This is a genomic window from Kitasatospora sp. NPDC023385, assembly GCF_055664045.1.
The window spans coordinates 21301-45229 of sequence record NZ_JBVOOL010000041.1 but is presented as its reverse complement, the minus strand read 5'-3'; the positions used below and the strand labels follow the sequence as shown (position 1 = coordinate 45229).

The window sequence follows — 23929 nt, the reverse complement described above, 5'->3', positions numbered from 1 at the left end:
GCACCGCCGGCCCCACCCGCGTCGCCCTGATCACCGACGCCATGGGCGCCGCCGGCATGGGCGACGGCCTCTACCCCCTCGGCCCCCTCCAGGTCCAGGTCAAGGACGGCGTCGCGATGCTCCCCGACGGCAGCTCCATCGCGGGCTCCACCCTCACCCAGGACCGGGTCTTCCGAAGAGCGCTCACGACGGGGAAACTGACCCTCCACCAGGCCGTCGAATCGCTGTCCACCACCCCCGCCCGACTCCTCGGCCTCAGCCACTCCATCGGCTCCCTGGAGACCGGCAAACTCGCCGACCTCGTCGTGGTCGACTCCGCCACCTACGACCTGGTCGCCGTCATGCGCCACGGCCGCTGGATCGTCGGCGGCGACACCTTCCCCACCGTGCAACCCGTCTGACCAGCGACGACGGCAACGGCAACGGCCGGGCCCCGGGGAGCACCCCCGGGGCCCGGCGTCAGGACCGCCCTCCCGGGCGGGCCCGGGTCAGCCGATCGACCACTGCTGCAGCGGCGAGCCGGTGTCCGGCTGCTGGCTCACCGGGGCGCCGTCGGCGGCCGCGTCGGCGCTGAGCAGCAGCCCGCTGCCGGCCGACGTGGCGGCGTACCGGCCGTTCGCCAACAGACGGACCGTCCAGTGCTGGTTGGCGCCGCCGGTGCACGGCCACTGGATCACCGCGGCCCCGGCCGCGCCGGAGCCGCCGCTCACGTCGGCGCACATCGCCGAGGTGCCGTTCACCAGCTCGTACGAGCCGTCGGGCTGCGGGCGGAACTGCCAGAGCTGGTTGCTGTCGCCGGACGCGGTCCAGGTGATGAGCCGGTTGCCGGCGGTGGTGCTGTGGTCGGCGTCGTCGAGGGCCCGGCCGCCGGTGGTGAGCACGTGGTTCCCGCTGACGGCCGGGGTGACGGTCCAGGTGAACGAGGTGGAGGCGCGTGCGGTGCCGGAGGAGGCGGTGACGGTGACCTTCGCGACGCCGGGGCCGGTCGGGGTGCCGGAGACCAGGCCCGTGGGGCTGACGGTGAGCCCGGCGGGCAGGCCGGTCGCCGTGAAGGTGAGCCGCTTGCCGGCGCTGTCGGTCGCGGTCAGCTGCACCGACGCGGCCCGGCCGACGGTGCCGGACTGGTCGCCGGGTGCCGCGAGCAGGACCGTTTCGGGGGCCTTGCCGGTCGGGGTGAGCGTGAGGGTCTGCCGGGCGGCGCTGCGTCCGCCGCCGACGGCCGAGCCGGTGGTGTCGGTCCAGGACCGGGCGGGTGTGGTCTCCGCCGGGGTGCCGGTGGCGGTGAGGCCGAGCACCAGGCCGCTGTACCGGTTGACGAGGCGGTGGCCCGCGCCGGCGGGCACGATGAACCACTGCTGCCCGGCGCCGCTGCCGCCGCCGACGGTCGGCGCGGCGCCCCAGGCGCGGCCGGCGTCGGTCGAGGCGTCCACCCCGAGGGCGCCGCCGGTCGCCGCGTTGACGATCCGGTAGGAGCCGTCGCCGTTGCTGAGGAACGACCAGGACTCCAGCGCCGAGCCGGTGGCGCCGGCGAGCGAGGTGGTCTCCCGGCTGCCGCCGCGCTGGGCCAGCACCCGGCCGTCGCCGCTGCCGATCCGGTACGTCCTGGTGAGGTCGACCGGCGCGGGGGCCGGCCGGGTGGAGCCGACGGTGATCTCGGCGTACTCGCCGTCCGAGGCGGAGCAGGCGAAGGCGCAGTACATCCGGAAGGTCCGGCCGACGATCGTGGAGCCGGTCAGGTTGGCACTGTCCAGGAACCAGCGGTACCAGGAGGCGGTGTGGTACCCGCCGGTGTCGCCGAGCAGGGTCCACTTCTGGGTGGACAGGTCCTTGGTGGCGTAGATCTGCTGCGGGGCGCTGCCGCTCTGGTCGACGGCCTGCGGGGTGCCGAGGTAGAGGCCCAGGTAGGCGTCGTAGGCGACGTTCATGACGAACAGCGGCGTGCTGGGGGCGAGCGTCCCGGCGGCGATCTGCTGCTTGACGGTGCCGGGGTTCGCCGGGTCGTACTCCTTGGCGGGCGGCAGGTAGCCGGTCGGGTTCGCGGTGTCGGCGGGCACCATGTCGCTCTCCCGGCCGCCCGTCCCGGGCTGCGACCAGGCGCCGTCGTACCACTTCTGCCAGCTGCCGGGCGCCATCTTGGCGGAGATCGGGGCCCGGGCGACGTGCTGCTGGAAGGCGCCCCAGCTGCCGCCCTTGTCGACGATCCGCGAGCCGTAGAAGACGTAGAAGTAGCCGGCGGCGGTGTCGACGAACAGCCGCTGGTCGCCGTCGCCGTAGGAGTAGGTCTGGGCGGGGAAGGCCGCGCTGTCGCCGCGTGTGGTGCTGTACGGGGAGGTGATGGCGTGGTCCCGGATGGTCCAGGTCCGGCCCTGGTCGGTGGAGACGGCGTAGTCGACGGCGTCGTAGTGGAGGCCGTCGCCGAAGGGCTGGGGGGTGAACTCGTTGTGCACCAGGCCGTACCAGTCACCGGTGTCCGGGTCGACCCAGACGCCCGACAGGTCGCAGTAGTTGCGCTGCGCGTAGTGCGAGCCCTGCGGCGGGTAGCTCGACTGGCGGCCGGTGGGGCTGTTGTTGCACCGCGCGGTGGTGTCGTCGTTGCGGTCGGTGGGGTCGGCGGGGTCGACCGCGTCGCTGATCGCGGCCGACCTGGTGGCGCTGTCGAAGTCGCGGCCGGTGAAGAAGTCCCACTGCCGGGAGTCGTTCGCGCCGTACAGCGAGTGCGACTGCTGGAAGTAGAACGTGCCGTCCTTGTCGGTGTAGGCACTGGCGGGGGTGTCGTCGGGGTAGGGGTACGCGCCGGTCCTGCCGACCGAGACGGTGTAGGCGGCGGCGGGCGGCTGGGCCGTCGCCGGGGTGGCCAGGGGGCCGGTGCCGAAGGCGGCCAGGGCGGCGGCGGTGAGGACGCCGACCAATCGTGTTCGATGAGCTGACACTGCTACTCCTCTTCCGTGCGGGGGCGCGCCCCTCGGGGCGGGGGCGGCGGTCCGGTGAGGGTGGTGCTCCGGTGAAGGCGGCGTTCCGGTGGGGACGGCGCGCTCAGCCGTCGGTCATCCGGAAGTCGTACTGCGGCGGTACCGGGGTGCCGGGGTGGACGGCGAGCCAGAGCCGGTCCAGGGAGATCTCTCCCTCGCGCATGGTGTCGACCTGGATGCCGTCGGCCAGCAGGCGCCGGACCCGGTCGTCGTCGCCCGAGGCGTGGGCCGCCTCCGCCTCGGCCAGCCTGATCCGTCCGTGCGCCCGGTCGGCCGGGGGCAGCTCGCCGATCAGTGCGAGGGCCTGGCCGGGGCGCTCGGCGCGTTGCAGCGCCTCCAGCGTCTCGATCGTCAACTCCCGTAGTGCCGGGCGCAGTCGGTGGGCCGCGAGCATGAGGTCGGCGGCCTGCCCCGGGTCGGGGGTGAGGAAGGCGAGCGCCCGCAGGGCCCAGGGCGAGGTCTGGGCGGCGACGGAGCGTTCGAAGGCCTCGCGGGCGGACGGGCGCTCGCCGGCGGCCAGGCGCAGCAGCCCGAGCTGGTAGAGCGCGTGCCAGTCCGCGGCGCTCTGCTCCAGCAGCAGCCGCCAGTGCGCCCCGGTGACCGGTTCGGCGGGCGGGTCGCAGACCGGGAGCGTGCCGGTCCGCAGGAGCTGCCGCCAGGGTTCCTGGGCGGCGACCGGCGTGCCGAACGGCAGCCGGGGCGAGGCGGTCAGGGCGCCGGCCTCGATCTCCAGCGCGGCCCAGCCGTCCCCCTCGGCCAGCACCTCCTCGGGCTCGCCGAAGCCGTCGGCGAGCGCGTCGGCCAGTGCCAGCTCCAGCGGCGGGACGAGCCGGTGCAGCGCCTCGCCGGCGGCTTTCCGGGCGGTGTCCCAACTGCCGTGCACCGCTTCGGGGTCGGCTTCCAGCAGGCCGTACGCCTCGGTCCAGGACCAGGTGTCGCCGCCGGGCAGCGGCAGGTGCTCGAGCTGGGTGCGGGCCAGGCCGGCCTGGATCTCCAGGTAGGCGGTGTCCGGGCCGGAGAGCCATTCCTGCCAGTGCCTGCCGCCGGTGCCGGTGCCCCAGCAGAACAGCTTGCGTCCGCGCAGCCGTGCGGTGGACGTCTGGACGAGTCCGGTGCCGGCGCCGTCCAGTGCGGCGATCCAGGGGCGTTCGCCGGCCGGGAGGTCGAGGAAGTAGTCGGCGGCGCGCGGTGTGCGGCCGGGGTAGCTGCGGTCGGCGCCGTCGACCTGCGGGAAGGGGACGCGGCGCAGGTCGCTGACGTAGTCGCAGTGGAAGGCGTGGTCCGCCGGGCCGAGGACGCGGACGTCCTCGTGTTCGGGGACGGCGATGTTGGACCACCAGTAGAGCGGTGTCGCGGTCGGCGCGGGGTTGTGCACGGCGACGTGGACGTACAGCACCGGGGAGCCGGCGGGCAGCCAGGTGTCGAGCCGCAGGACCAGGCGCCGCAGCCGTTCGAAGGCGTACAGGCGCAGCACCGGGGTGCCGTCCGGCGCGGTCGCCCGGGCGGCGTGCAGCGGCTCGCAGGTCAGCGGCCAGTGCCCGGTGGCGCCGAGGTTCCACTCCACGCCGCCGGCCGGCCAGGCGTCGCGCAGGGCGAGGTTGGCGGGCTGGAGGATGCGGTTGCGGTGCAGCAGTTCCCGCCCGGTGGGGCGGTGGACCAGGGACCACAGCCGGCCGCCGAGGGAGGGCAGGAAGGTCGCGGTGAGGGTCTCGTTCTCCAGGACGACGCTCGGGAGTTCGCGCTCGGTGCGGACCCGGTCGTAGCCGCTCTGCCGGGTGTAGGGCAGCAGCGTGTCGGGCACCCCGTACGCCAGGTTCCGGCGCATCTCGGCGTCGACGCCGGCGCCCGCGCCGGTCTGCCGGGGCAGGCCGTGCAGGATCGGCAGGGTGCCGCCGGCCGGGTCGGCGGCGGCGTCGATGCGGAGCAGGTCGGTGCGCAGGGTCGAGGTCACTTGCCGATCCCAACTGTCATGCCCTGGATGATCCGCGAGCCCATCCAGGAGAAGAGCGCGATCATCGGGGCGAGGATGATGCAGACTCCGGCGAACATCGTGCCGTAGTCCAGGCCGTTGAACTGCTGGGCCGCGACGAACGAGGCGAGCGCCACCGGAAGGGTGAGCCGGTCCTGGCTGTTCGTCAGGACGAGGGCGAACAGGGTCTCGTTCCAGGCGGCGATGAACTGCAGGAGGAGGGCGGTGACCAGGCCGCCCCGGGCGACCGGGAGGACCACCTGGACGAAGGTGCGCACCGGCCCGGCGCCGTCCAGGACGGCCGCCTCCTCCAGGATGCCGGGGATGCCGCGGAAGAAGCCGGTCAGCAGGAAGACCGTGAAGGGCATGGCCAGGCCGATGTAGACGAGGGTCAGGCCGAGGTCGCTGTCGGTCAGGCCGATCCTGGACAGACCGACGAAGAGCGGCACCACCAGGACCTGGCCGGGCACGCCGAGTCCCATGGCGAAGGTCATCGTCAGCGCCGAGGAGGTCCGCGAGCGGCGCCGGGCGAGGGCGTACGCGCAGGGGGCGGCGAGGGCGACGGCGACCAGCGAGGAGGCGCCGGCGGTGGCCACGCTGTTGAGGGCGGCCCGGGCGAAGCCGCCCTGGTCGAGCGCGGTGGTGTAGTTGCCGGGCTGCGGGCTGGTCGGCAGGCCGAAGCCGTGCCGGAGGATGTCGGGGCCGCTGCGCAGCGAGGTCAGGAGGATCCACAGGATCAGCAGCAGGTCGGCGGCGACGATGATCCAGACGGCCGCCGTGCCGGTCCTGTTCGCGAGTCCCGCGGCTCGGTTTCTGCGTCGCACGGGCGGGGGCCTTTCCGGTTGCGGGGTGGGGGTGCCGGGGTGCGGCGGGTCAGTACTCGATCGGGTCGCGGCGCAGCAGGCGGCGCAGCACGACGGTCACCAGGGTGACCATGGCCAGGCTGACCACCGCGGCCGCGGTGGCCATGCCCAGCCGGGGGACGGTGCCCTGCGGGAAGGCCTCGGCGTAGACGTACACGGCGGTGTTCCAACTGCTCACCGGCGGGTAGGCGTTGGTGCTGCCGCCGTAGAGCAGGATGAGCTCGAAGATCTTCACCGAGCTGACGGTCCACAGCACCGCGCAGACCGCGATGACGTCCCAGGCGCACGGCAGGGTGATGTGCCGGAAGCGCTGGAACGGGCCGGCGCCGTCCAGTTCGGCCGCCTCGTAGAGGTAGTCGGGGATCTGGTCGACGGCCGCCATGATGATCGAGGTATAGTAGCCCGTCCCCGTCCAGACCAGGGTGCCGAGCACCATCGGCAGCAGGTTGTCGGTCGACAGCCAGGCGGGCGGCGTGGTCACCCCGAACAGTTCCAGTGCCTGGTTCACCGGGCCGGTGGGCGAGAACAGGAACCCGGCGGCGATGCCGAAGACCATGCCGTTGACCAGCGAGGGGAAGAACAGCACCGCGCGGGCGAAGAGCCGGGCCCGCATCTCCCGCAGCACCAGGGTCAGCGCGAAGCTGAGCACGAAGGTGACGGTGCCGCCGACGACCATCAGTTCCAGCGTGTTGACCAGGGAGGTCCGGAACGCCGGGTCGCGCAGGAGCAGCGTGTAGTTCCCCGGGCCGCGCCACTCCATCGCGCCCATGCCGTCCCACCGGTACAGGCTGGTCCACAGCGCGTACCCGACCGGGGCGAGGAAGAGCACCGCGTAGACCGCCAGGGCGGGCGCGGTGAACGGCCAGAACATCCGGCGGCGTTGGCGCTCCAGCGGGCCGGCGCCGGTGCGGACGGCGCGGGCGGGCCGGCCGCCGAGGCCGTCGGTGCGGGGCGCCGGGTGGATCGTGGTCGCCACGGTCAGCCCTGGCTCTGCCAGTAGGCGGCCTGGTCGGCCTTGCACGCGGCGACGAACTGGGCGGCGGTCGTCTTGCCGTGCCACAGGGCCAGGTAGTTCTCGTTGAGGACCTTGGGCAGCCAGCTGCCGGCCACGCCGTCGAAGGTGAGCCGGACGGTCGGGGCGTCGAGGGCCTTCTGGGCGTCGGCCAGTTCGGCGGGGGCCGGGATGTCGGTGCGCGGGGTGAGGTTGAGGGCGGTGGTGGAGATCCCGGACAGGTGCTTCTTCTGCAGGAAGAACGCGATGAACTTCTGCGCGGCGGCCGCGTTCCTGGCGCGCTTGGGGATCGAGAAGCCGATCAGGTTGACGTCCGGGGCCTTCGCGGTGGGCGGCAGCATCGAGGCGGACTTCCAGCCCGCCGGGACCTGCTTGGCCACTTCGGCGGTGACGTAGTTTCCGTCGAGGTAGAAGGCGGCCTTGCCGTTCGCCCAGTTGGTCTCCTGAGCCGGGTACTTGGTGGCGTCGTAGCCCGCGATCAGGTGGCCGCCCCTGACCAGCTGCTCGATCCGCTGCGCGGCGGTGAGGACCGCCGGGTCGTCCCAGGTCGCGCCGGAGCGGTCGGCCGAGAGCCTGCCGACGTCGACGCCGGCACCGTTGAGCAGGTAGTCGAAGTAGAGCGCGTTGCTCCACGGGTCCTCGCCCTCGGAGGCGATGCAGGCCCGGCCGGCCGCCTTCAGCGCGTCGCAGACCTTGAGCAGCCCGGCCCAGTCGGTGGGCGGGCTCGGCATGGCCGCGGCGAGGACGGGGTCGGCGGCGTTGTAGAAGACGGCGTTGGTGACGATCTCGTAGGGGATGACGTAGTGGTTCGAGCCGGACGGGTCCTTGGGCAGGATGTCGAAGTACTTGGCCGGGAGGACCTGGGAGACCGGGACGTTCTCCTCGGGCACCGGCAGCCCCAGGACCGGCGAGAGGTCGAGCGCCTGGCCGGCCGCGGCGGTGGCGCCGTAGACCTTGTCGTCGGACTCGTCCCACAGGTCGGGCGCCTGGTTGGCGGCGATCGCCGGGCCGATCTTCTTGGCGATGTCCCGGCCGGCCCAGGTGACGTTCACCTTGGCGCCGGTGGCGGCGGTGTAGTCGGCGATCGCGGCCTTCAGCACCTGCGCCTGCGGCTCGTCTGCGCGCCACATCGACCAGTAGCTGAAGCCGCCGTCGGCCTTCGCGCCGGCGCCCGAACCGCAGGCGCTCACGGCGAGGGCGAGGGCCGTGGCGGTGGCGGCGGTGCCGACGGCACGGCCGGCGGACATGGTCGTTCTCCCCATGGGTGGGTTTCCTCTCGGAGGCGCGAGATGCCGCGCGGACGTGACGTCAGCCGGGCCCGGAGCCGGGGGCGCCGCTGGATGGCTGGGACGATACGGTCGGGTTGACCGGTAAATCAAGAGTCCTTGCAGAAACCCCTCGGAGCTCGACCCGGTCCGGCGCCCTCATCCTGGCGGCCGCTCAACTCACCGCTTCTACAAGGGCGTACGCACACCTTGACGGAGTCGGGCCGGTGGCCTAGGTTGCACGGGAATCGAGTTGACCGGTAAATCGAAGGATCCCCTCATGGTGACGATGCAGGACGTGGCCGAGCGCGCCGGGGTCACGAAGCAGACCGTCTCCAACGTCATCAGGGGCCGGGGGGCGGTCGGCCCGGCGACCGCCGCGCGGGTGCGCGCCGCCGTCGAGGAACTGGGCTACACCCCCAACCTGGTCGCGCGTTCACTGGCCACCGGCGCCACCAGGACGGTTGGCCTGTTCGTCCCCACCGCGACGGTCCCCTTCTACGCCCACATCGTCGAGGAGGTCGAGGACGTCCTCGACGAGAACGGCTACCACCTGCTGCTGTGCACCACCCGGCTCGACGGCGAGCGCGCCAAGCGGCACCTGGCGGGCCTCACCAGCCGCTCGGTGGACGCGCTGCTGATCGCGGGCGACCGCGACCTGATCGACCATCTGCCGCTGCTCACCGAAGCGTCCTTCCCGGTCGTCCTGTGCGCCTGGGAGACGGACGCCCCGGACCGGTTCCCGGTGGTCACCATCGACTACGAGCGGGCCGGCCACCTGGCCGGACGCCACCTGCGCGACCTCGGGCACGAGCGCGTCGCCGTCCTCGCCAGCCCGGACCACGCCCCGCGGGTGGCCGGCTTCCGCCGCGCCTTCGCCGCCGACGGCCTGACCGTCCCCGACAGCGCCGTCCACTTCGCGCCCGAACCCACCCCCGCGGGCGGATTCACGGCGGCGACCGCGGCCCTGACCGCCTCCCCGGGCACCACAGCGCTCTTCGCCACCCACGACGTGCTCGCCCTCGGTGCCCTGGAGGCCGCCCGGGCCGCGGGCCGCTCCGTCCCGCACGACCTGTCGATCGTCGGCCACGACGACAACCCGGAGACCGGGCTCGCCCGACCCGCCCTGACCAGCGTGGCCATCCCCAAGCGCCAGATGGCCCGGGAGGCGGTCGAGCTGCTGCTGCGCGCCCTCGGCAAGTCGGGCGCGCCGGCCAACTCGATCCAGCTGCTGCGCCCGGAACTCGTCGTCCGGGACAGCACCGGCCCGGTCGACGGCCGACCGATCCGATGACCTCCGCCGGCCCCGCCCCGTTGAGCGGTTCTGCGTGGAGCCCTCCCCGCACAGCGGCCCACTACACTTCCGGCATGCTCAAAGCTGACCGTACCGCCCGGATCCTCGCGCACCTCACCGAGACGGGCAGCGCCGACGTGCACGAGCTGGCCGGGCTCCTGCGGGTGTCCTCCGCCACCGTCCGCCGGGACCTGCAGGAACTCCACGACCAGGGCCTGCTGCACCGCACCCGCGGCGGGGCGGTCACCGGCGCCGTCAACCTCGAGCTGCCGCTGCGCCACAAGCACGGCACCCGGCAGGCGGAGAAGCGCCGGATCGCGCTCGCGGCCGACCGGCTGGTCCCGGAGGGTGCGGTGGTCGGCCTGACCGGCGGCACCACGACGAGCGAACTGGCCCGCGTCCTGGCCGAACGCGGCGGGATCACCATCGTGACCAACGCCGTCAACATCGCGGCCGACCTGATCGTCCGGCCGGACGTCCGCCTGGTGGTGGTCGGCGGCATCGCCCGGACCACCAGCTACGAGCTGGTCGGGCCGGCCGCCGACCGGATGCTCGCCCAGTACCACCTCGACGTCGCGTTCATCGGCGTGGACGGCCTGACCCCCCAGGAGGGCTGCACCACGCACGACGAGATGGAGGCCCAGACCGACCGCGCCTTCCTGCGCAGCAGTGCGCGCTCGGTCGTACTGGCCGACAGCAGCAAGATCGGCCGGGTCACCTTCGCCCGGATCTGCCCGCTCGCCGAGGTCCACGACCTGGTCACCGACGCCGAGGCCACCGCCGCCCAGGAGGAGGCGGTCGCCGCCTGCGGGGTACGGGTGCTGCGCGCCTGACGTCCGCGCACCCGTCGACGCCCGGCCGGGCCTCCCGGCCGGGCATTTCTGTTGCTCCGTCGGTTGACATGAACTCTCTGGCACAGCAATCTCTTTCGAAACTGCGCAAAACAAGCTCTCTTCAAGCACCTACGATCACCAGATCAAGCGCGTACGAAGGCGGTCACTGCGGTGGACAAACGGATTCCGGCCCTCCTCACGGCATGCGCCCTCGGCGCCCTCACCCTCACCTCCTGCGGCAGCGGCAGCAGCGGCGGCAGCACCGACGCCGACGGCAAGGTGACGCTCAGACTGGTCGCCGCCGACTACGGCGACAAGGAGTCCAACAGCTCGAAGGCCTACTGGAACGGCGTCGCCACCGCCTTCACGGCGGCCAACCCGGACATCAGGGTCGACGTCCAGGTGGTGAACTGGAACGACATCGACCAGCAGGTCAAGACGATGATCCAGAGCGGCAACGTGCCGGACGTCCTGCAGACCGGCGGCTACGCCGACAAGGTCGCCGACGACCTGCTCTACAAGGCGGAGGACGTGCTGTCACCCGCCACCCGGAGCAACCTGATCGACAGCTTCGCCAAGGCCGGCCAGGTCAAGGGCGTGCAGTACGGCATCCCGTTCGTCTCCTCCGCCCGGCTCCTGTTCTACAACAAGGCGCTCCTCCAGCAGGCCGGCATCGCCCAACCGCCCGGCAGCTGGGAGGAGTTGCGCCAGGACGCCGAACAGATCAAGGCCAAGGTCCCCGGCGTCACCCCGTACGCGCTGCCGCTCGGCCCGGAGGAGGCCCAGGGCGAGAGCATGATCTGGGAGCTCGGCAACGGCGGCGGCCCCACCGCCGGGGACGGCTCGTACACCCTGAACAGCCAGGCGGACATCGACACCTTCCGCTGGCTCAAGGCCAACCTGGTCGACCCGGGCCTGACGTACGCCAACCCCGCCACCACCGACCGCAAGACGGCGTTCGCGGACTTCGCGGCGGGCAAGACGGCCATGCTCGACGGCCACCCGTCGCTGATCCGGATGTCCCGCGACGGCAAGGTCGACTACGGCGTCGCGCCCATCCCCGGCAAGGCGGGCCCGCTCACCTCCACCCTCGGCGTCGCGGACTGGATGATGGCCTTCAAGAAGAACGGCCACCGCGACCAGATCAGGAAGTTCCTCGACTTCGCGTACGCCAAGGACAACATGCTGACCTTCGACGAGACCTACAACCTGCTGCCCGTCACCCAGGACAGTCTGAGCGCGCTGACCGCCGGCGGGAACCACAAGGACCTCGAACCGTTCTTCGCCGTCCTGCCGAACGCCGCCTTCTACCCGCTCGGCGACACCACCTGGGACGCGGTCTCGGCCGAACTCAAGAAGAGCATCGGCAGCGCCGTCTCGGGCGACCCGGCCAAGGTGCTCGGCGACCTGCAGAAGAAGGCCCAGGACGCCGTCGCGAACAAGTGACCCCTGCGAACGGCGGCTCCGCCCCCGGCACTCCGGCCCAGGGCAGTGCCGCCCAGGGCAGGCCCGCCCCAGGCGACCCCCGTCCACGGCAACCCCGCGAAGGCACCCCGCGAAAGGCACCCCCGTGACCCTCGGCACCCCCGCGGCCCTCGGCACCCCCGCGCCCGCCGACTCCCCCGCACCACGCGCCGCCCCGCCCCGCCGGCCACCCGCCGGGGCGACCGTCCGCCCGGGCAGGCTCGGGCCGCTGCCGTGGATCGCCCCGGCCGTCCTGCTGATCCTCGCCGTCGTGCTGTGGCCCGTCTACGAGATGGTCCGCACCTCGTTCCTCCGCATCAGCACCAGCGGCTTCGTGCGCGGCTCCGCCGGGCTGGACAAGTACCGCAAGCTCTTCGGCGAGGCCGACCTCGGCCACGTCCTGCTCGCCACGGTGGCCTGGACCCTCGCCGTCGTCGGCCTGACCATGCTGCTCTCGCTCGGCCTGGCCCAGCTGTTCGACCAGCGTTTCCCCGGCCGGCGGTACGCCCGCTGGGCGCTGCTGGTGCCCTGGGCCGCGTCCGTCCTGATGACCGCCATCGGCTTCCGCTGGATGCTCGACCGGACGGCCGGCGTCCTCAACACCGCCATGACCGACCTCGGCCTGGTCGACGGCCCCCGGGACTGGCTCGGCGACCCCGCCACGGCCTGGCCCTGGATGGTGCTCGTCGCGGTGTTCGTCTCCCTGCCGTTCACCACCTACACCCTGCTCGCCGGCCTGCAGACCGTACCGGCCGAGCTGTACGAGGCAGCCAGGGTGGACGGCGCCTCGCGGTGGCAGACCTACCGCCGGATCACCCTGCCGCTGCTCCGCCCGGCCTTCCTGGTCGGCGTCGTGATCAACCTGATCAACGTCTTCAACTCCTTCCCGGTCATCTGGGGCATGACCCGGGGCGGCCCGAGCAGCGACACGGCCACCACCACCGTGTTCATGTACCAGCTGAAGAGCACCGACATCGGGGAGTCCGCGGCCATGTCAGTGGTCAACTTCGCACTGGTCGTCCTGATGGTCCTGGCCTTCCTCAAGGTCAGCCGCTGGACCGGGGAGGAGAGTTGACGCGCCCCGGGCCGCCGGCCCCGGCCGGCCTGCCGGCGCCGCGCCGGCGCCGGATCGCACCGCGCACCCTGGCCCTCGCGGGGGTGGCCTGGCTGCTGGCGGCGCTCTTCCTGCTCCCCTACCTGGAGATGGTCGTCACCGCGCTGCGCCCGGCCGACGAACTGCGCGACGCGGGCTACCTGCCACGGCACTTCGCCTGGTCCGCCTTCGTCGACGTCTGGCGCGAGTCCACCCTCGGCACCAACCTGAAGGTCACCCTGCTGGTCGCCGGCGGCTCCACCGTGCTGGCCCTGCTGGTCGCCCTGCCCGCCGCGTACTGCACCGCCCGGATGCGGTTCCGCGGCCGCAGGCTCTTCCTGCTGCTCGTCCTGGTCACGCAGATGTTCCAGCCGACCTCCCTCCTGGTAGGCCTCTACCGCGAGTTCTACCGGCTGGACCTGCTCAACTCGGTCTGGACGCTGATCCTCTGCAACGCCGCCTTCAACCTCGCCTTCGCTGTCTGGATCCTCACCGCCTACATCTCCGCGATCCCGGTGGAACTGGAGGAGGCCGCGATGCTCGACGGCCTGGGCCGGCTCGGCGCGCTGCGCCGGGTCGTCCTGCCGCTGGCCAGGCCCGGCCTGGTCACCGCGGTGATCTTCACCTTCATCTCCGCCTGGAACGAGTTCGTGATGGGCCTGACCCTGTCGACGGAACCGCGCAGCCAGCCGCTCACCGTCGGCATCAACAGCTTCATCGGCAACTACACGGTGGAGTGGAACTACCTGTTCGCCGGATCGGTCGTCGCGATCGTGCCGGTCGTGGTGCTGTTCGCCCTGATCGAACGGCACGTGGTCTCCGGTCTGACCGCCGGATCGGTCAAGTAGTCGGCCCCGCCACCGCCCGTCGTCCCGCGCGACTACCGCACCCGAGCACCGTCACTGACGCACCGCACCTGACCACCGGGAGCCGACCGTCTCCCGGCCACGCACCGGAACCGCCCAGCCCGTCGACACCCGACAGGAGAAGACCCGTGCGCCTCCCCCGATCACGCCCCCGGTCACGTCCCCGGTCCCGCCCCCGGTCCCAACTCCGCCGGGCCGCCCTCACCGCGGCCCTGACCACCCTCACCGCCGTGGCCGGCCCCGCCCTGCCGGCCCGGGCCGCCGGCCCCGGCTCCGCCGTCCTCGACCGGGGCCACCAGAGCGTCAGCTGGCAGAGCCCGGCCTACGCCAAGGGCACGCTCGGCGGCGCCACCAGCTGTCCGACCGCCGCGCAGGACCCGGACGGCACGGTCTGCGGCCGCTTCGACCTGACCGTCGACGTGCCGGCCGGCTACTGGGACGACAACCCGGAGGGCGGCGTCCCGCTCTCGATCCAGTGGCAGAACCCCACCGACGACTTCGACCTCTACGTCTACGACGCGAACGGCAAGGAGGTCGCCGAGAGCGCCGGCACCGCCGACCCCGAGGCGACCGTGATCCCCAAGGCCTCCGGCACCTACCACGTCCTGGTCGTCCCCTACGACGTCCACGGCGGCTCCTTCACCGGCCGCGCCTACCTGCCGCAGACCGCCGACGCGGGCGACCTGACCTCCTTCTCCGGCTCCCAGGGCAGCTACGACATCTCCGCCGGAACGCTCAAGGCCAAGGTCGACTTCCTCGCCGACGACCAACTGCGGCTGCGCGCCGCCCCGGACGGCGTCCTCACCGACCCGGCCGGCAGCACCATCATCCGCCAGCAGCCCGAACTCCAGCGCGACACCAGCACGTTCGACGCCGGCGACTACTACGGCATCCGCTCCAAGGACCTGGTGCTGCGGGTCTACCGGCACCCCCTGCGGTTCGGCCTCTACAAGGCCGACAACCGCACCGCGATCTGGCAGGAGGACGCCCCGCTGCGCTGGAGCACCGGCGGCCTGCGGCAGAGCCTGGTGCGCGGCGCCGACGAGCAGTTCTTCGGCGGCGGCGAGCAGAACGGCAGCTTCTCGCACCGCGACCGGACCGTCCACGTCGCCAACAGCACGAACTGGAACGAGGGCGGCTACAACAACTCCCAGCCCTTCTACGTCTCCAGCGCCGGGTACGGCGTCTTCCGCAACACCTTCGCCCCGGGGATCTACGACTTCGGCTCGCCCGTCCGCACCGGGCAGCAGGAACGGCGCCTGGACGCCTACTACTTCACCGGCGACGTGAAGTCGGTGATCGGCCGGTACACCGCCCTGGTCGGCAAGCCCTTCATGCCGCCGGTGTACGGCCTGGAGCCGGGCGACTCCGACTGCTACCTGCACAACGCCAACCGCGGCGAGCGCCACACCACGGACGCCGTGAAGGTCGCCGACGGCTACGGGCAGAACCAGATGCCGCTCGGCTGGATGCTGGTCAACGACGGCTACGGCTGCGGCTACGAGAACCTGCCGCAGACCGGTGAGGGCCTGCGCAAGGACCACGCCCAGCTCGGCCTCTGGACGCAGAACGGCCTGCCGAACCAGTCCGACGAGGTCAAGGCCGGGGTCCGGGTCCGCAAGCTCGACGTGGCCTGGGTCGGCAACGGCTACGACTTCGCGCTGAACGCCTGCGACCAGGCCAAGGCCGGCATCGAGGACAACAGCGACGCCCGCGGCTTCGTCTGGCTGCCCGTCTCCTGGGCCGGCGCCCAGCGCTGCGGCGTGCTGTGGAGCGGCGACCAGAGCCTGTCCTGGGACTACCTGCGCTGGCAGATCCCCACCTACGCCGGTGCCACCATGTCCGGCATCGCCTACAACACCGGCGACGTCGGCTCGATCTTCCGCCGCGACCCGAAGATGTACACCCGCGACCTGCAGTGGAAGGCCTTCCTCCCGGCCATCATGACCATGGACGGCTGGGCGAAGGACATGTCCGGCAAGGAGCAGCGCGACCAGCAGCCCTGGCTGGACGGCGAGCCGTACACCTCGATCAACCGCAAGTACCTGCAGCTGAAGGAACGGCTGCTGCCGTACATGTACACCCTGTCCGCCGAAGCCACCAGGACCGGCGTCGGCGCCGTGCGGCCGCTCGCCCTGGAGTACCCGAACGACCCGGCCGCCCTCGGGCCGAACGCCACGTACGAGTTCCTGGCCGGGCCGGACTTCCTGGTCGCGCCGGTCTACTCCGACACCGCGGTCCGCAACGGCATCTACCTGCCGGAGGGCACCTGGACCGACTACTGGACCGGCCGCACCTACCAGGGGCCGACCACCGTCGACGGCTACTCCGCGCCGCTCGACACCCTGCCGCTGTTCGTCAAGGGCGGGGCGATCGTGCCGATGTGGCCCGAGGGCACGCTGTCCTGGCAGACCAGGAACCGCGGCGAACTCGACTACGACCTCTACCCGCAGGCCAAGGGCGACTCCTCCTACACCCTGTACGAGGACGACGGCGTCACCCGGCAGTTCACCGCCGGCGCCTCGGCCACCCAGCGGGTGGACGTCCACGCCGCCGGGCCGGTCACCGTCGTCAAGGTCGGTGCCAGCGTGGGCGACTACGCCGGCAAGCCGGCCTCCCGGGCGTACCGCTTCACGGTGCACGGCCAGCCGGCCCCGCGCCTGGTGGTCGCCCCGGGCGGCCCGCTGCCCCGGCTCGCCTCGGCCGCCGCGCTCGACGCGGCCGCCTCCGGCTGGTACTACGACGCGGCGACCGGCGTGACCCGGGTCAAGACCCCGGACCAGCCCACCGACCGCGGCTTCTCCGTCGAGTTGATCCACGGCGGCCGCTGACCGGCGCTCGACCGACCGGCCGAGGCACCGGCGTACCGCCATACCGTCAAGGGCTCCCCTCGCAGCGGTGCGAGGGGAGCCCTTGACGGTAGGCGCGACGGGCTCAGGTGCGCTTGAAGAACTCCACCTCGGCCAGCGCGATGGCGCGGCCGGGATCGGCCCCCGCGGCCTCGCGGATGGTGAGCTTCACCTGGACGGCGTCGCTGATCCCGGTCGCCACGGTCTGCGGACCCGGCTGGTCGTTCAGCGTGACCTGCTGCGCGTGCGACGTCCCGTGTGAGTCCGTGACCTCCAGGGACAGGACGAGGGGGCGGCCCTGCTCCTTGTACCGCTGCGGGTCCGCCGAGCCGCCGTTGTGGATGATCAGGTCCACCAGCCGGAACGGCGTGCGGAAGGAGAAGGTGACGGAGTCCCCGACGGCCGGTGCCCCCCAGTAGGTGTTGGTGAGGCCGTCGTCGGCCGCCGTCGCCGGGTGCCCCTCGACCGCGGCGCTCGCCGAGGCCGCGGCGGGAGTGATCGGCGCGGTGCCGCGGAGCTTGTCCAGCACGTCCTGGTAGACGTTCTTGCCGGTCGGGTACAGCAGGATCCCCGCGACCACCACCGCGACCAGCACGAGCAGCGCGATGGTGCGGCGCAGCGCGTTGCCGGAACCGCCGATCCGCACCCGGCGCCGGAACGGCCAGCGGGTGCGCCACCACGGCAGTTTCGGCGCGGGCGCGGTGACGGTCAGCGGTGCGGCGCAGCGGCGGCAGAACCGGCGGTCGGGCAGGTTGGGCGTGCCGCAGCGGGGGCAGGGCGGCCCGTCCGGGCGCTCGTCGGCCGTGGATGCCCGGACCACCGGGCGGGGCGCGACGGGTTTGGCGGGCTGCACGGCCACCGGGTCGGTCGGCGGTTCGGGAGCCGGGGCCGGGGCCGGTACGGGAGCAGGGGTAGAGACCGGAGCCGGTTCGGAAGCCGGAGCCGGAGCCGGAGCGGGGTCCGGGGCAGGAGCCGGCGCAGGAGCCGGCCGTACGCGGGCGGAGGCCGAGCGCGGCGGCTCGGCGGCCGGCGAGACCGGTGGCGAGGCCGGTAGCGACGCCAGTGGCGAGGCTGGTGGCTCCCCGGTGGGCGGGGCCGGCGTCTCGGCGTCCGAGACGGGCGGCTGCTCCCTCCCACCGCGGGTCACCCGTCGCGACACGGTCCGCCAGGTGGATTCGGTACGTGCGGTCCTGGGCGCAGCGGGCGCTGTCTCGGGGTCAGCCCGCACCGGCTCGGCCTGCGCAGGGATGGCCTGCGCAGGGGCGGTCTGCGCAGGGGCGGTCTGCGCGGGGATGGCTTGCGCAGGCGCGGCGGGCGCCGGCTCAGCGGGCGCGGGCTCGGCGGCCGGTGCCGCCGTGGCGGCGCGGCCGTGCGACCAGCCGAGGTAGGCACCGCAGTTGCCGCAGAAGTCGTCCCCCTCCCCGTTGGCCGTTCCGCAGTCGGGGCACACCGGCATCCGTCAGTCCTCCGCTCGCCCGGGTGGACCGGGCAGGATCTCTACCCGGCAGGTCAGGTGGACCGGGCAGCCCGCCCTGACGACGGCCAACACCTGGTCCTCGTCCAGCTCCTGGCCCGGCCCCTGGTCCGGCCCCGGACCGCGCAGCGGCCAGACCCGGACGAGCAGCTCGCCGCCCGCCCCGGGCGCCGGCGCGGCACCGGCGGCGGTGGACCAGGAGGCGCCGCCGCCGTCCAGGATCTCGGCACCGGCGCCCAGCACCAGCCGCAGCCGCTCGGCGAGTCCGCGCCGGGTGCCGCGCCAGCGGTGCAGTTCCACCGCGCGTTCGACCACGGCGCGGCGCACCTCTTCCGGCCAGGACGGGTCGACGTCCACCGCGACCCAGGACGCCAGCCAGTCGAGGAAGTCGACCGGTGCGAGGTGGGGCCGGAAGTAGGCGGGCAGGCTGTCCAGGGTGGCGAAGACCGGGGCGAGGACGGTGTCCAGGCCGGCCGTGAACCGCTGGGCGAAGTCGTCCTCGGCGAACAGCGCGGGGAGGAGTTCGCCGATCGGGTGCGGACTGGGCAGTCCCGGCACGGCGGCGCGGGTCATGACGGCCCGCCCTCGGCCTGGGCGGTGACCACGACCTGGTGCTGGTGGGAGAAGACCAGGGCGTCCGGCAGGACTTCGACCCGTTCGGCGGGCGCGCCGCGGCGTCCGGTGATCGGGTCCGCCGGGAACAGCCGCAGTTCCTCGACCCCCGCGACGGCGGCGACCCGCTGGAGCACCGCGAACACCTCCCCGTACTGCACCGCCCGGCCGAACGGCCAGCCCGCGCCGTCGGCGCCGCCGCGCAGCGGGTTGAGGTACCGGTACAGCGCGGCGAGGACCGCCTCGCGGACCCGGTCGGGGTCCGCGGCGCGGGTGGTGAGCCGGGCGACCACCGTCACGCCCTGGTAGGCGGGGGGCTGCACGAGGATCCGGGTGCCGATCAGCCGGCGCTCGTCGAGTGCCCTCGCGACCGCGGCCAGCACCTGCTCGTCGGGGATCAGCTGCTCGAACCGCAGCCGGTCGCCCTCGTCCGCGACCGCGTCGGGAACCACCAGCACCCGCACCGCCCCCGCCTCGCCGGAGCCCGCGGGCACGCAGCTGATCCGGGCGGCCGACGGCGCGGCCTGCCGGGCGATCAGCTCGAAGTCCCCGGCCGTGACGGCGCGTTCCTGCAGCCTCAGCTGGTGCGGGGCGCGCAGCTTGGCGTTCTCCACGGTCTCGCCGTCGACCCCGCCCCTGGCCGCCTCGCGGTTGTCCACCCGGGCGATGTACGGGACCGAGCTGCGCAGCACCGTGATCGTGCTCCGGGCGACGTTGCCCGCGATGCCGCCGCCGGTGCGGTAGTGCGGGACGCGCAGCTGGGCGCCCTTGGGCGGCACCGCGCCGAAGGCCCGCAGGCTACCGTCGGGTTCGCGCACCGCCGGCGGGAACTGGAACTCGCCGGTGGTCGGGTCGAGCACCACGTGCCGGTCGGTCGGCGCCGAGTCGCCGAAGTGCTCGACGAGCGTCCACGGCTCCCATCCGTCGCCGGCCGCGACCTCGACCACCGGGGGCTCGGCGTCGAGCAGGACCGGTGGCCTGGCGAGGGTGAAGCGCTGGCCCGCGACCCCTTCCGAGGAGCCGAGCGGCGCGTCGGTGACGGTCTGCGCGTGGACGACGGTCGCGGTGCCGCCGACGGTGAACACCTCGGCCCGGCGGACGGTGGGGGACTCGGAGTAGAACGGCTGGCCGGGCTGCGGCTCGGTGACCCGGCAGCGCAGCCAGCCGGCCCGCCGCCCGGCGACCACCGACGCGGTGTGTCCGGCGGGCACGAAGACGACCACCTCGCCGGGCCGGTTGAGGCCGCCGGTGGTGTCGCTGCCGGTCTCGCAGCCGATCCAGCGCGCGCCGTCCCACACCTCCCAGGCCAGCGGCGGCTGGCGCGGGTCGACGCCGACGCCCTCCACCCGGCTGTCCAGCCGGACGACGAGGATGCAGCGCGGCACGACGGCCGGCAGGGCGAAGAGCATGGCGTCCCCGGCCGCCGGGCGCTGCTGGAAGCACCGCACGTCCGCCCCGTCGGCCAGCCGGGCCGTGCCGTCGGACTGCTCGCCGGAGGCGTTGACGGTGACCAGCCGCTCCAGCGCGCTGGGCACGATCGGGAGGTCGTCGGCGGTGGCGAAGACCACCGCCTCGTCGGTCTCGGTGCGCAGCGTGGAGACCTCGGTGCCGGCCCGCAGCAGGACCGTCTCGGGCTGCGGGGCGGACAGCCAGAAGTCCACTTCGGCCCGGGCCGCGGCGGGCGGGAAGAGCCGGATGCCCAGCAGGTCGAGGAAGGCGGCGTAGTTCTTCTCCGGTACCCGGTTCAGCCGGTAGAGCAGCTGGTCGACCAGGTAGGCGAAGGTCTCGATGAGGGTGACGCCGGGGTCGGAGACGTTGTGGTCGGTCCACTCGGGCGCGCGCTGCTGGACGTACCGCTTGGCCTCGTCGACGAGTTGCTGGAAGCGGCGGTCGTCCAGGTTCGGGGAGGGCAGTGCCATCAGTTCTCGCCCCCGTCCGCCGACGCCGGGGACTCCGGGATCGTGTAGAAGGGGAAGACCAGGTTGCGGCGGTCGTTGGTGGCGCGGACGGTGTAGTGCACGTCGATGTAGAGCGTGCCCTCCTCGACGCTGTCGAAGGCGATCGCCACGTCGTCGACCTCGATCCGCGGCTCCCAGCGTTCCAGCGCTATGCGCACCTCGCGCGCGATCCGCCCGGCGGTGGTGCTGTCGCCCGGGGCGAAGACGTACTCGTGGATGCCGCAGCCGAACTCCGGGCGCATCGGCCGCTCGCCGGGGGCCGTGCCGAGGATGAGCCGGATGGCCTCCGCGATCTCCCGGTCCCGGTCCACCATGCCGATGCCGCCGGTGGCGTTCACCCGCAGCGGGAAGGCCCAGCCCCGGCCGATGAAGCTCGCCGTCATGCGCGCCTCCTCCTGTTCCGCTCGATGTTCCGCTCGCAGTTCCGGTCGCTGTCCCGCTCGCCGCGCCCACTCATATGGCGCCTCCGATCAGCACGTTGAGCGCACCGGAGGTGATGGTGGCGCCGCAGGTCGTCTTGTCGCCCATGCGGGCGGCGGGGAGGCCGCCGATCAGCACCATTCCCCTGGTCGCCGTGCCCAGGGAGGGCTCGACGAGGTTGGCGGGGCCCATCTCCACGTGCGGGACGCAGGCGTGGATGCTGCCGACGACCGCGGCGGGCCGGCCGCCGATCAGCACGGTCGCCACCTTGAGGGCGCCCGGCGGCGGGGTGGTGAGGGCGCCGCCGTGGTCGGTGAGGTCGCCGGTCCGGGCTGCGGGGGGCATCTGCGGTCTCCGTTTCCGATGGTGTGCCCCCGAACGTCGCGGGCACGGTTCTGCTGTCTGCTGCGGGCATTCTGCCGCACACTTCCTGAGGCTCCGTCAGTTGAGGCGGACGAAGGCCCCCTTGATCACGGCCTCGACCCCGCCGTCCACGGTGACCGCCGTCGTGCCCCGGAGGGTCACCGATCCGCCGCGCACGTTCACCTCTCCGGTGCCCGCGTCGAGGGTGATGCCGGTGGAGGACAGGCGCACGGTGCTCCCCGCCGCGCCGCCCACGCCGTGGACGGTCAGGACGATCTCGCCGCTCTGCTGGTCGAGCCTGACCTCCAGCTTCTTGTCCCCGCTCGCCAGCCGGACGCCGGACTTGCCGCCCGGCACGTCCAGCAGTTCCAGGCGGTGGCCCGAACGGGACACCACGGAACGGCGGTTGACCTTGCCGGCGGCCGCGTCGACCAGCGGTACGTCGTGCGGCGAGGGCCGGTCCACGCCGTTGTAGAGGCCGCCCAGCACGTACGGGCTGTCCAGGTCGCCCTGCTCGAACCCGACCAGCACCTCGTCGTTGACCTCGGGGCAGACCATGCCGCCGCCCCCGTGCCCGCCCCACTGCACGGTGCGCACCCAGTCGGAGACGTACGTGTCGTCCAGCCAGGGGAACTTCAGCTTCACCCAGCCGCGCTGCCCGTCGCCCGGCTCCCGGACGTCGGTGACCACGGCGACGGCCAGGCCAGGCATCCGGGGCCCGCGCGGCGGCGCGTTGCCGCCGGTGACCAGCCCGGCGAGCGAGCGGTCCGGCGCCGCGCTGACCACGACGGTGGTGCGGTAGCCGCGGAACGGTTCGATGAGGTGGCGCACGCCGGTGGCGGTGTAGCGGCCGGAGAAGGCCGCCCCGACGTTCCCCAGGGCGACCGCGACGCCCGCCCGCAGCCGCGGGTTGCCCTCGGCGACCACCTCCAGCTCGCCGAAGCCGGCGGCCACCGAGGCGGCCAGCGACCGGGCGGCGGCGGTGGTCTCCGCCTGGGTGCGGTACGGGGTGTCGGCGACGGTCAGCCGGGCCTGGCCGGGGAAGGCCGAGGCCGCCGTCGAGGGGCTCATCCCGGGCTGCACCGTCCGGGAGGTGACCGACGGCTCGGTGGCGACCAGGGCGCTCTTGGTGGTGACGTTCCAGCCGCGCGCCTCGACGGTGTCCGCGCCGGCGGCGCCGGTCAGCACCCCGCGCAGCTCCAGGAGGTTGCGGCCGTACTCCAGGACCAGCGGGCTCTGCGGCGCCGGCGTGGAGGGGGCCGGTGCGCCGGACGCCGGTTCGGGCCGGACGAACTCCAGTTGCCCGTCGTCGTCCACGCGCACCTGCGCGCCGCTCTCCTGCGCCAGGAACTGCAGGAACTCCCAGTCCGGGACGTTCGCCTGGGACAGCTGCTGGTGGACGACCGGGAAGGAGTCGATCCGGCCGCAGGCCAGGCCCGCGCCCGCGGCCACCTGGCGGACGATGTCGGCGGTCGTCATGTTCCGGAAGGCCTTCACCCGGCGCCCGCGCATCAGGCGGTGGGTGACCGCCGACGCCCGCACCACGGTGTACGAGCCCGTGGTGTCCACCTCCAGCTCCAACGCCGTCACCTCGCCGGTGAGCAGCCGCACCTGGGTGTGCCCCTGCACGGTGACCACCGACACCCGCAGCTTGGTCCCGATGGTGATCCCGGTCGCGGCGAGGAAGGTGTGGTTGGCGTCCCGGAAGGTCAGCACCGCGGTGTCCGGCAAGCCGACGCTCTCCTCGATGTCGCAGGAGACCAGCTGGGTCGCCCAGACCGGCGGCAGCGGGCCCGGCGCCTCGACGACGGGATCCGCGGCGAAGGGCCGGCCGCCGCGGGCCTCGGGAGTGGTCACGGTCGGCCGCCTTGGGTGAGTTCGTCGATCCCGGGCACGATCAGCTCCGCGCCCGGGACCAGGGCCATGGGATCGTCGATGTCGTTGACCTCCGCGATGGTGCGCCACGCCGTCGCGTCGCCGTACGCGCGCCAGGCGAGCAGCGGCAGGCTGTCGCCCGCGATCACCCGGTGGGTGCTGCGGGCCTCGGGCGAGCCGGAGGTCGGGTTCTGGCCGGCCGGGTCGACGCTGGCCTCGTCGATGGTGAGCGAGCAGACCGCCCGCAGCGGATTGCCGTCGACGTCGAACAGCGTGTAGGTGACCGACAGGCCGGTCAGCACCCCGTTGAACGAGGTCGTCTTCAGGGTGCCCCAGTCCAGCCGGATCCACGGGCTGGCCGGCGTCTTGCGCGCCAGGCTGGTCGGGGTCGGCACACACGCCGTCATCAGCTGCTCCACCGCCCGCTCCACCGAGTTGTCGTGGGTCGCGGTCGAGTCCAGGAACACGTCGAGGGAGAGCGACCGCGGACCGCTGCCGACGAACTCCGGCAACGCGGACTGGCCCGCCGTCCGGGACGGCGTGCGCCGCCACTCCGTGGTCTTGCGGAGCACCAGCGTCGCCGGGTTGAACTGGAGCGGAAGCCGCACGAGCGCCCCGCCGGGCTGCGCACCGACCGTGGACGGGGGCTCCATGATGGTCAGTTGCGCCCGGGTGACGCTCGCGGGGACCGCCGGGGACATCGTGGTGCTCCTTACGTGGGTGGGGCTGGTGGGGCGGGGTGGGGCACGG

Annotated in this window: 19 protein-coding genes; 7 read left to right on the top strand and 12 right to left on the bottom strand. The window is 73.3% G+C overall.

Translation table 11 applies throughout. The annotated features are described in order from the left end of the window. A partial coding sequence (locus AC0B61_RS34555) for an amidohydrolase family protein (protein ID WP_471746088.1) occupies positions 1–401 on the top strand: 401 nt, incomplete at its 5' end. 87 nt (positions 402–488) lie between these two features. On the opposite strand, the gene AC0B61_RS34550 is transcribed toward AC0B61_RS34555, so the two are convergent. From AC0B61_RS34550 to AC0B61_RS34530, 5 genes are all read right to left on the bottom strand, one after another. Continuing rightward, a complete protein-coding gene (locus AC0B61_RS34550; RefSeq protein WP_471746086.1) occupies positions 489–2930 on the bottom strand; it encodes an RICIN domain-containing protein in 2442 nt (813 codons plus the stop codon). 103 nt (positions 2931–3033) lie between these two features. Then, positions 3034–4920 (bottom strand): DUF5107 domain-containing protein, encoded by a 1887-nt coding sequence (locus AC0B61_RS34545; protein WP_471746084.1) that lies wholly within the window; start codon positions 4918–4920, stop codon positions 3034–3036. Beyond that, a complete protein-coding gene (locus AC0B61_RS34540; RefSeq protein ID WP_471746082.1) occupies positions 4917–5762 on the bottom strand; it encodes a carbohydrate ABC transporter permease in 846 nt (281 codons plus the stop codon). The genes AC0B61_RS34545 and AC0B61_RS34540 overlap by 4 nt, the downstream gene beginning before the upstream one ends. Before the next feature lie 49 nt (positions 5763–5811). Beyond that, complete coding sequence (locus AC0B61_RS34535) at positions 5812–6777, bottom strand: carbohydrate ABC transporter permease (protein ID WP_471746080.1); 966 nt, start codon at positions 6775–6777, stop codon at positions 5812–5814. A 2-nt stretch (positions 6778–6779) separates the two neighbouring features. After that, positions 6780–8060 (bottom strand): ABC transporter substrate-binding protein, encoded by a 1281-nt coding sequence (locus AC0B61_RS34530; protein WP_471746079.1) that lies wholly within the window; start codon positions 8058–8060, stop codon positions 6780–6782. A 298-nt stretch (positions 8061–8358) separates the two neighbouring features. Between AC0B61_RS34530 and AC0B61_RS34525 the strand changes: the two genes are divergently transcribed. From AC0B61_RS34525 to AC0B61_RS34500, 6 genes are all read left to right on the top strand, one after another. Beyond that, complete coding sequence (locus AC0B61_RS34525; RefSeq protein ID WP_471746077.1) at positions 8359–9372, top strand: LacI family DNA-binding transcriptional regulator; 1014 nt, start codon at positions 8359–8361, stop codon at positions 9370–9372. Positions 9373–9446: 74 nt separating this feature from the next. Further along, complete coding sequence (locus tag AC0B61_RS34520) at positions 9447–10205, top strand: DeoR/GlpR family DNA-binding transcription regulator (RefSeq protein ID WP_471746075.1); 759 nt, start codon at positions 9447–9449, stop codon at positions 10203–10205. Positions 10206–10376: 171 nt separating this feature from the next. Continuing rightward, on the top strand, positions 10377–11651 hold the full coding sequence (locus AC0B61_RS34515) for an extracellular solute-binding protein (RefSeq protein WP_471746074.1): 1275 nt from the start codon (positions 10377–10379) through the stop codon (positions 11649–11651). Between the two features lie 124 nt (positions 11652–11775). After that, complete coding sequence (locus AC0B61_RS34510; RefSeq protein WP_471746072.1) at positions 11776–12744, top strand: carbohydrate ABC transporter permease; 969 nt, start codon at positions 11776–11778, stop codon at positions 12742–12744. Beyond that, positions 12741–13610 carry a carbohydrate ABC transporter permease gene (locus AC0B61_RS34505; RefSeq protein WP_471746070.1) on the top strand — a complete coding sequence of 290 codons (870 nt, stop codon included), beginning with the start codon at positions 12741–12743 and terminating at the stop codon, positions 13608–13610. The genes AC0B61_RS34510 and AC0B61_RS34505 overlap by 4 nt, the downstream gene beginning before the upstream one ends. A gap of 248 nt (positions 13611–13858) precedes the next feature. Beyond that, positions 13859–16459: a glycoside hydrolase family 31 protein gene (locus AC0B61_RS34500; RefSeq protein ID WP_471746068.1), complete on the top strand. Its 2601-nt coding sequence runs from the start codon at positions 13859–13861 to the stop codon at positions 16457–16459. A 103-nt stretch (positions 16460–16562) separates the two neighbouring features. On the opposite strand, the gene AC0B61_RS34495 is transcribed toward AC0B61_RS34500, so the two are convergent. The 7 genes from AC0B61_RS34495 to AC0B61_RS34465 all read right to left on the bottom strand — a co-directional run bounded on the left by AC0B61_RS34495 (position 16563) and on the right by AC0B61_RS34465 (position 23880). Continuing rightward, positions 16563–17336, bottom strand: a complete 774-nt coding sequence (locus tag AC0B61_RS34495) for a zinc ribbon domain-containing protein (protein ID WP_471746066.1) — start codon at positions 17334–17336, stop codon at positions 16563–16565. A 600-nt stretch (positions 17337–17936) separates the two neighbouring features. Further along, positions 17937–18524, bottom strand: a complete 588-nt coding sequence (locus tag AC0B61_RS34490; protein WP_471746064.1) for a phage tail protein I — start codon at positions 18522–18524, stop codon at positions 17937–17939. Next, entirely contained in the window at positions 18521–20482 is a 1962-nt protein-coding gene (locus AC0B61_RS34485) for a putative baseplate assembly protein (protein WP_471746062.1), read from the bottom strand. The genes AC0B61_RS34490 and AC0B61_RS34485 overlap by 4 nt, the downstream gene beginning before the upstream one ends. Further along, entirely contained in the window at positions 20482–20904 is a 423-nt protein-coding gene (locus AC0B61_RS34480; protein ID WP_471746060.1) for a GPW/gp25 family protein, read from the bottom strand. The genes AC0B61_RS34485 and AC0B61_RS34480 overlap by 1 nt, the downstream gene beginning before the upstream one ends. Before the next feature lie 70 nt (positions 20905–20974). After that, entirely contained in the window at positions 20975–21286 is a 312-nt protein-coding gene (locus tag AC0B61_RS34475) for a PAAR domain-containing protein (protein WP_471746058.1), read from the bottom strand. 96 nt (positions 21287–21382) lie between these two features. After that, positions 21383–23161, bottom strand: a complete 1779-nt coding sequence (locus AC0B61_RS34470) for a VgrG-related protein (RefSeq protein WP_471746056.1) — start codon at positions 23159–23161, stop codon at positions 21383–21385. Beyond that, the gene (locus AC0B61_RS34465; protein ID WP_471746054.1) at positions 23158–23880 is read right to left on the bottom strand and encodes a CIS tube protein; all 723 of its coding nucleotides are present in this window, start codon (positions 23878–23880) and stop codon (positions 23158–23160) included. Before AC0B61_RS34465 ends, AC0B61_RS34470 begins: the two co-directional genes overlap by 4 nt. Between the last annotated feature and the right edge of the window lie 49 nt (positions 23881–23929).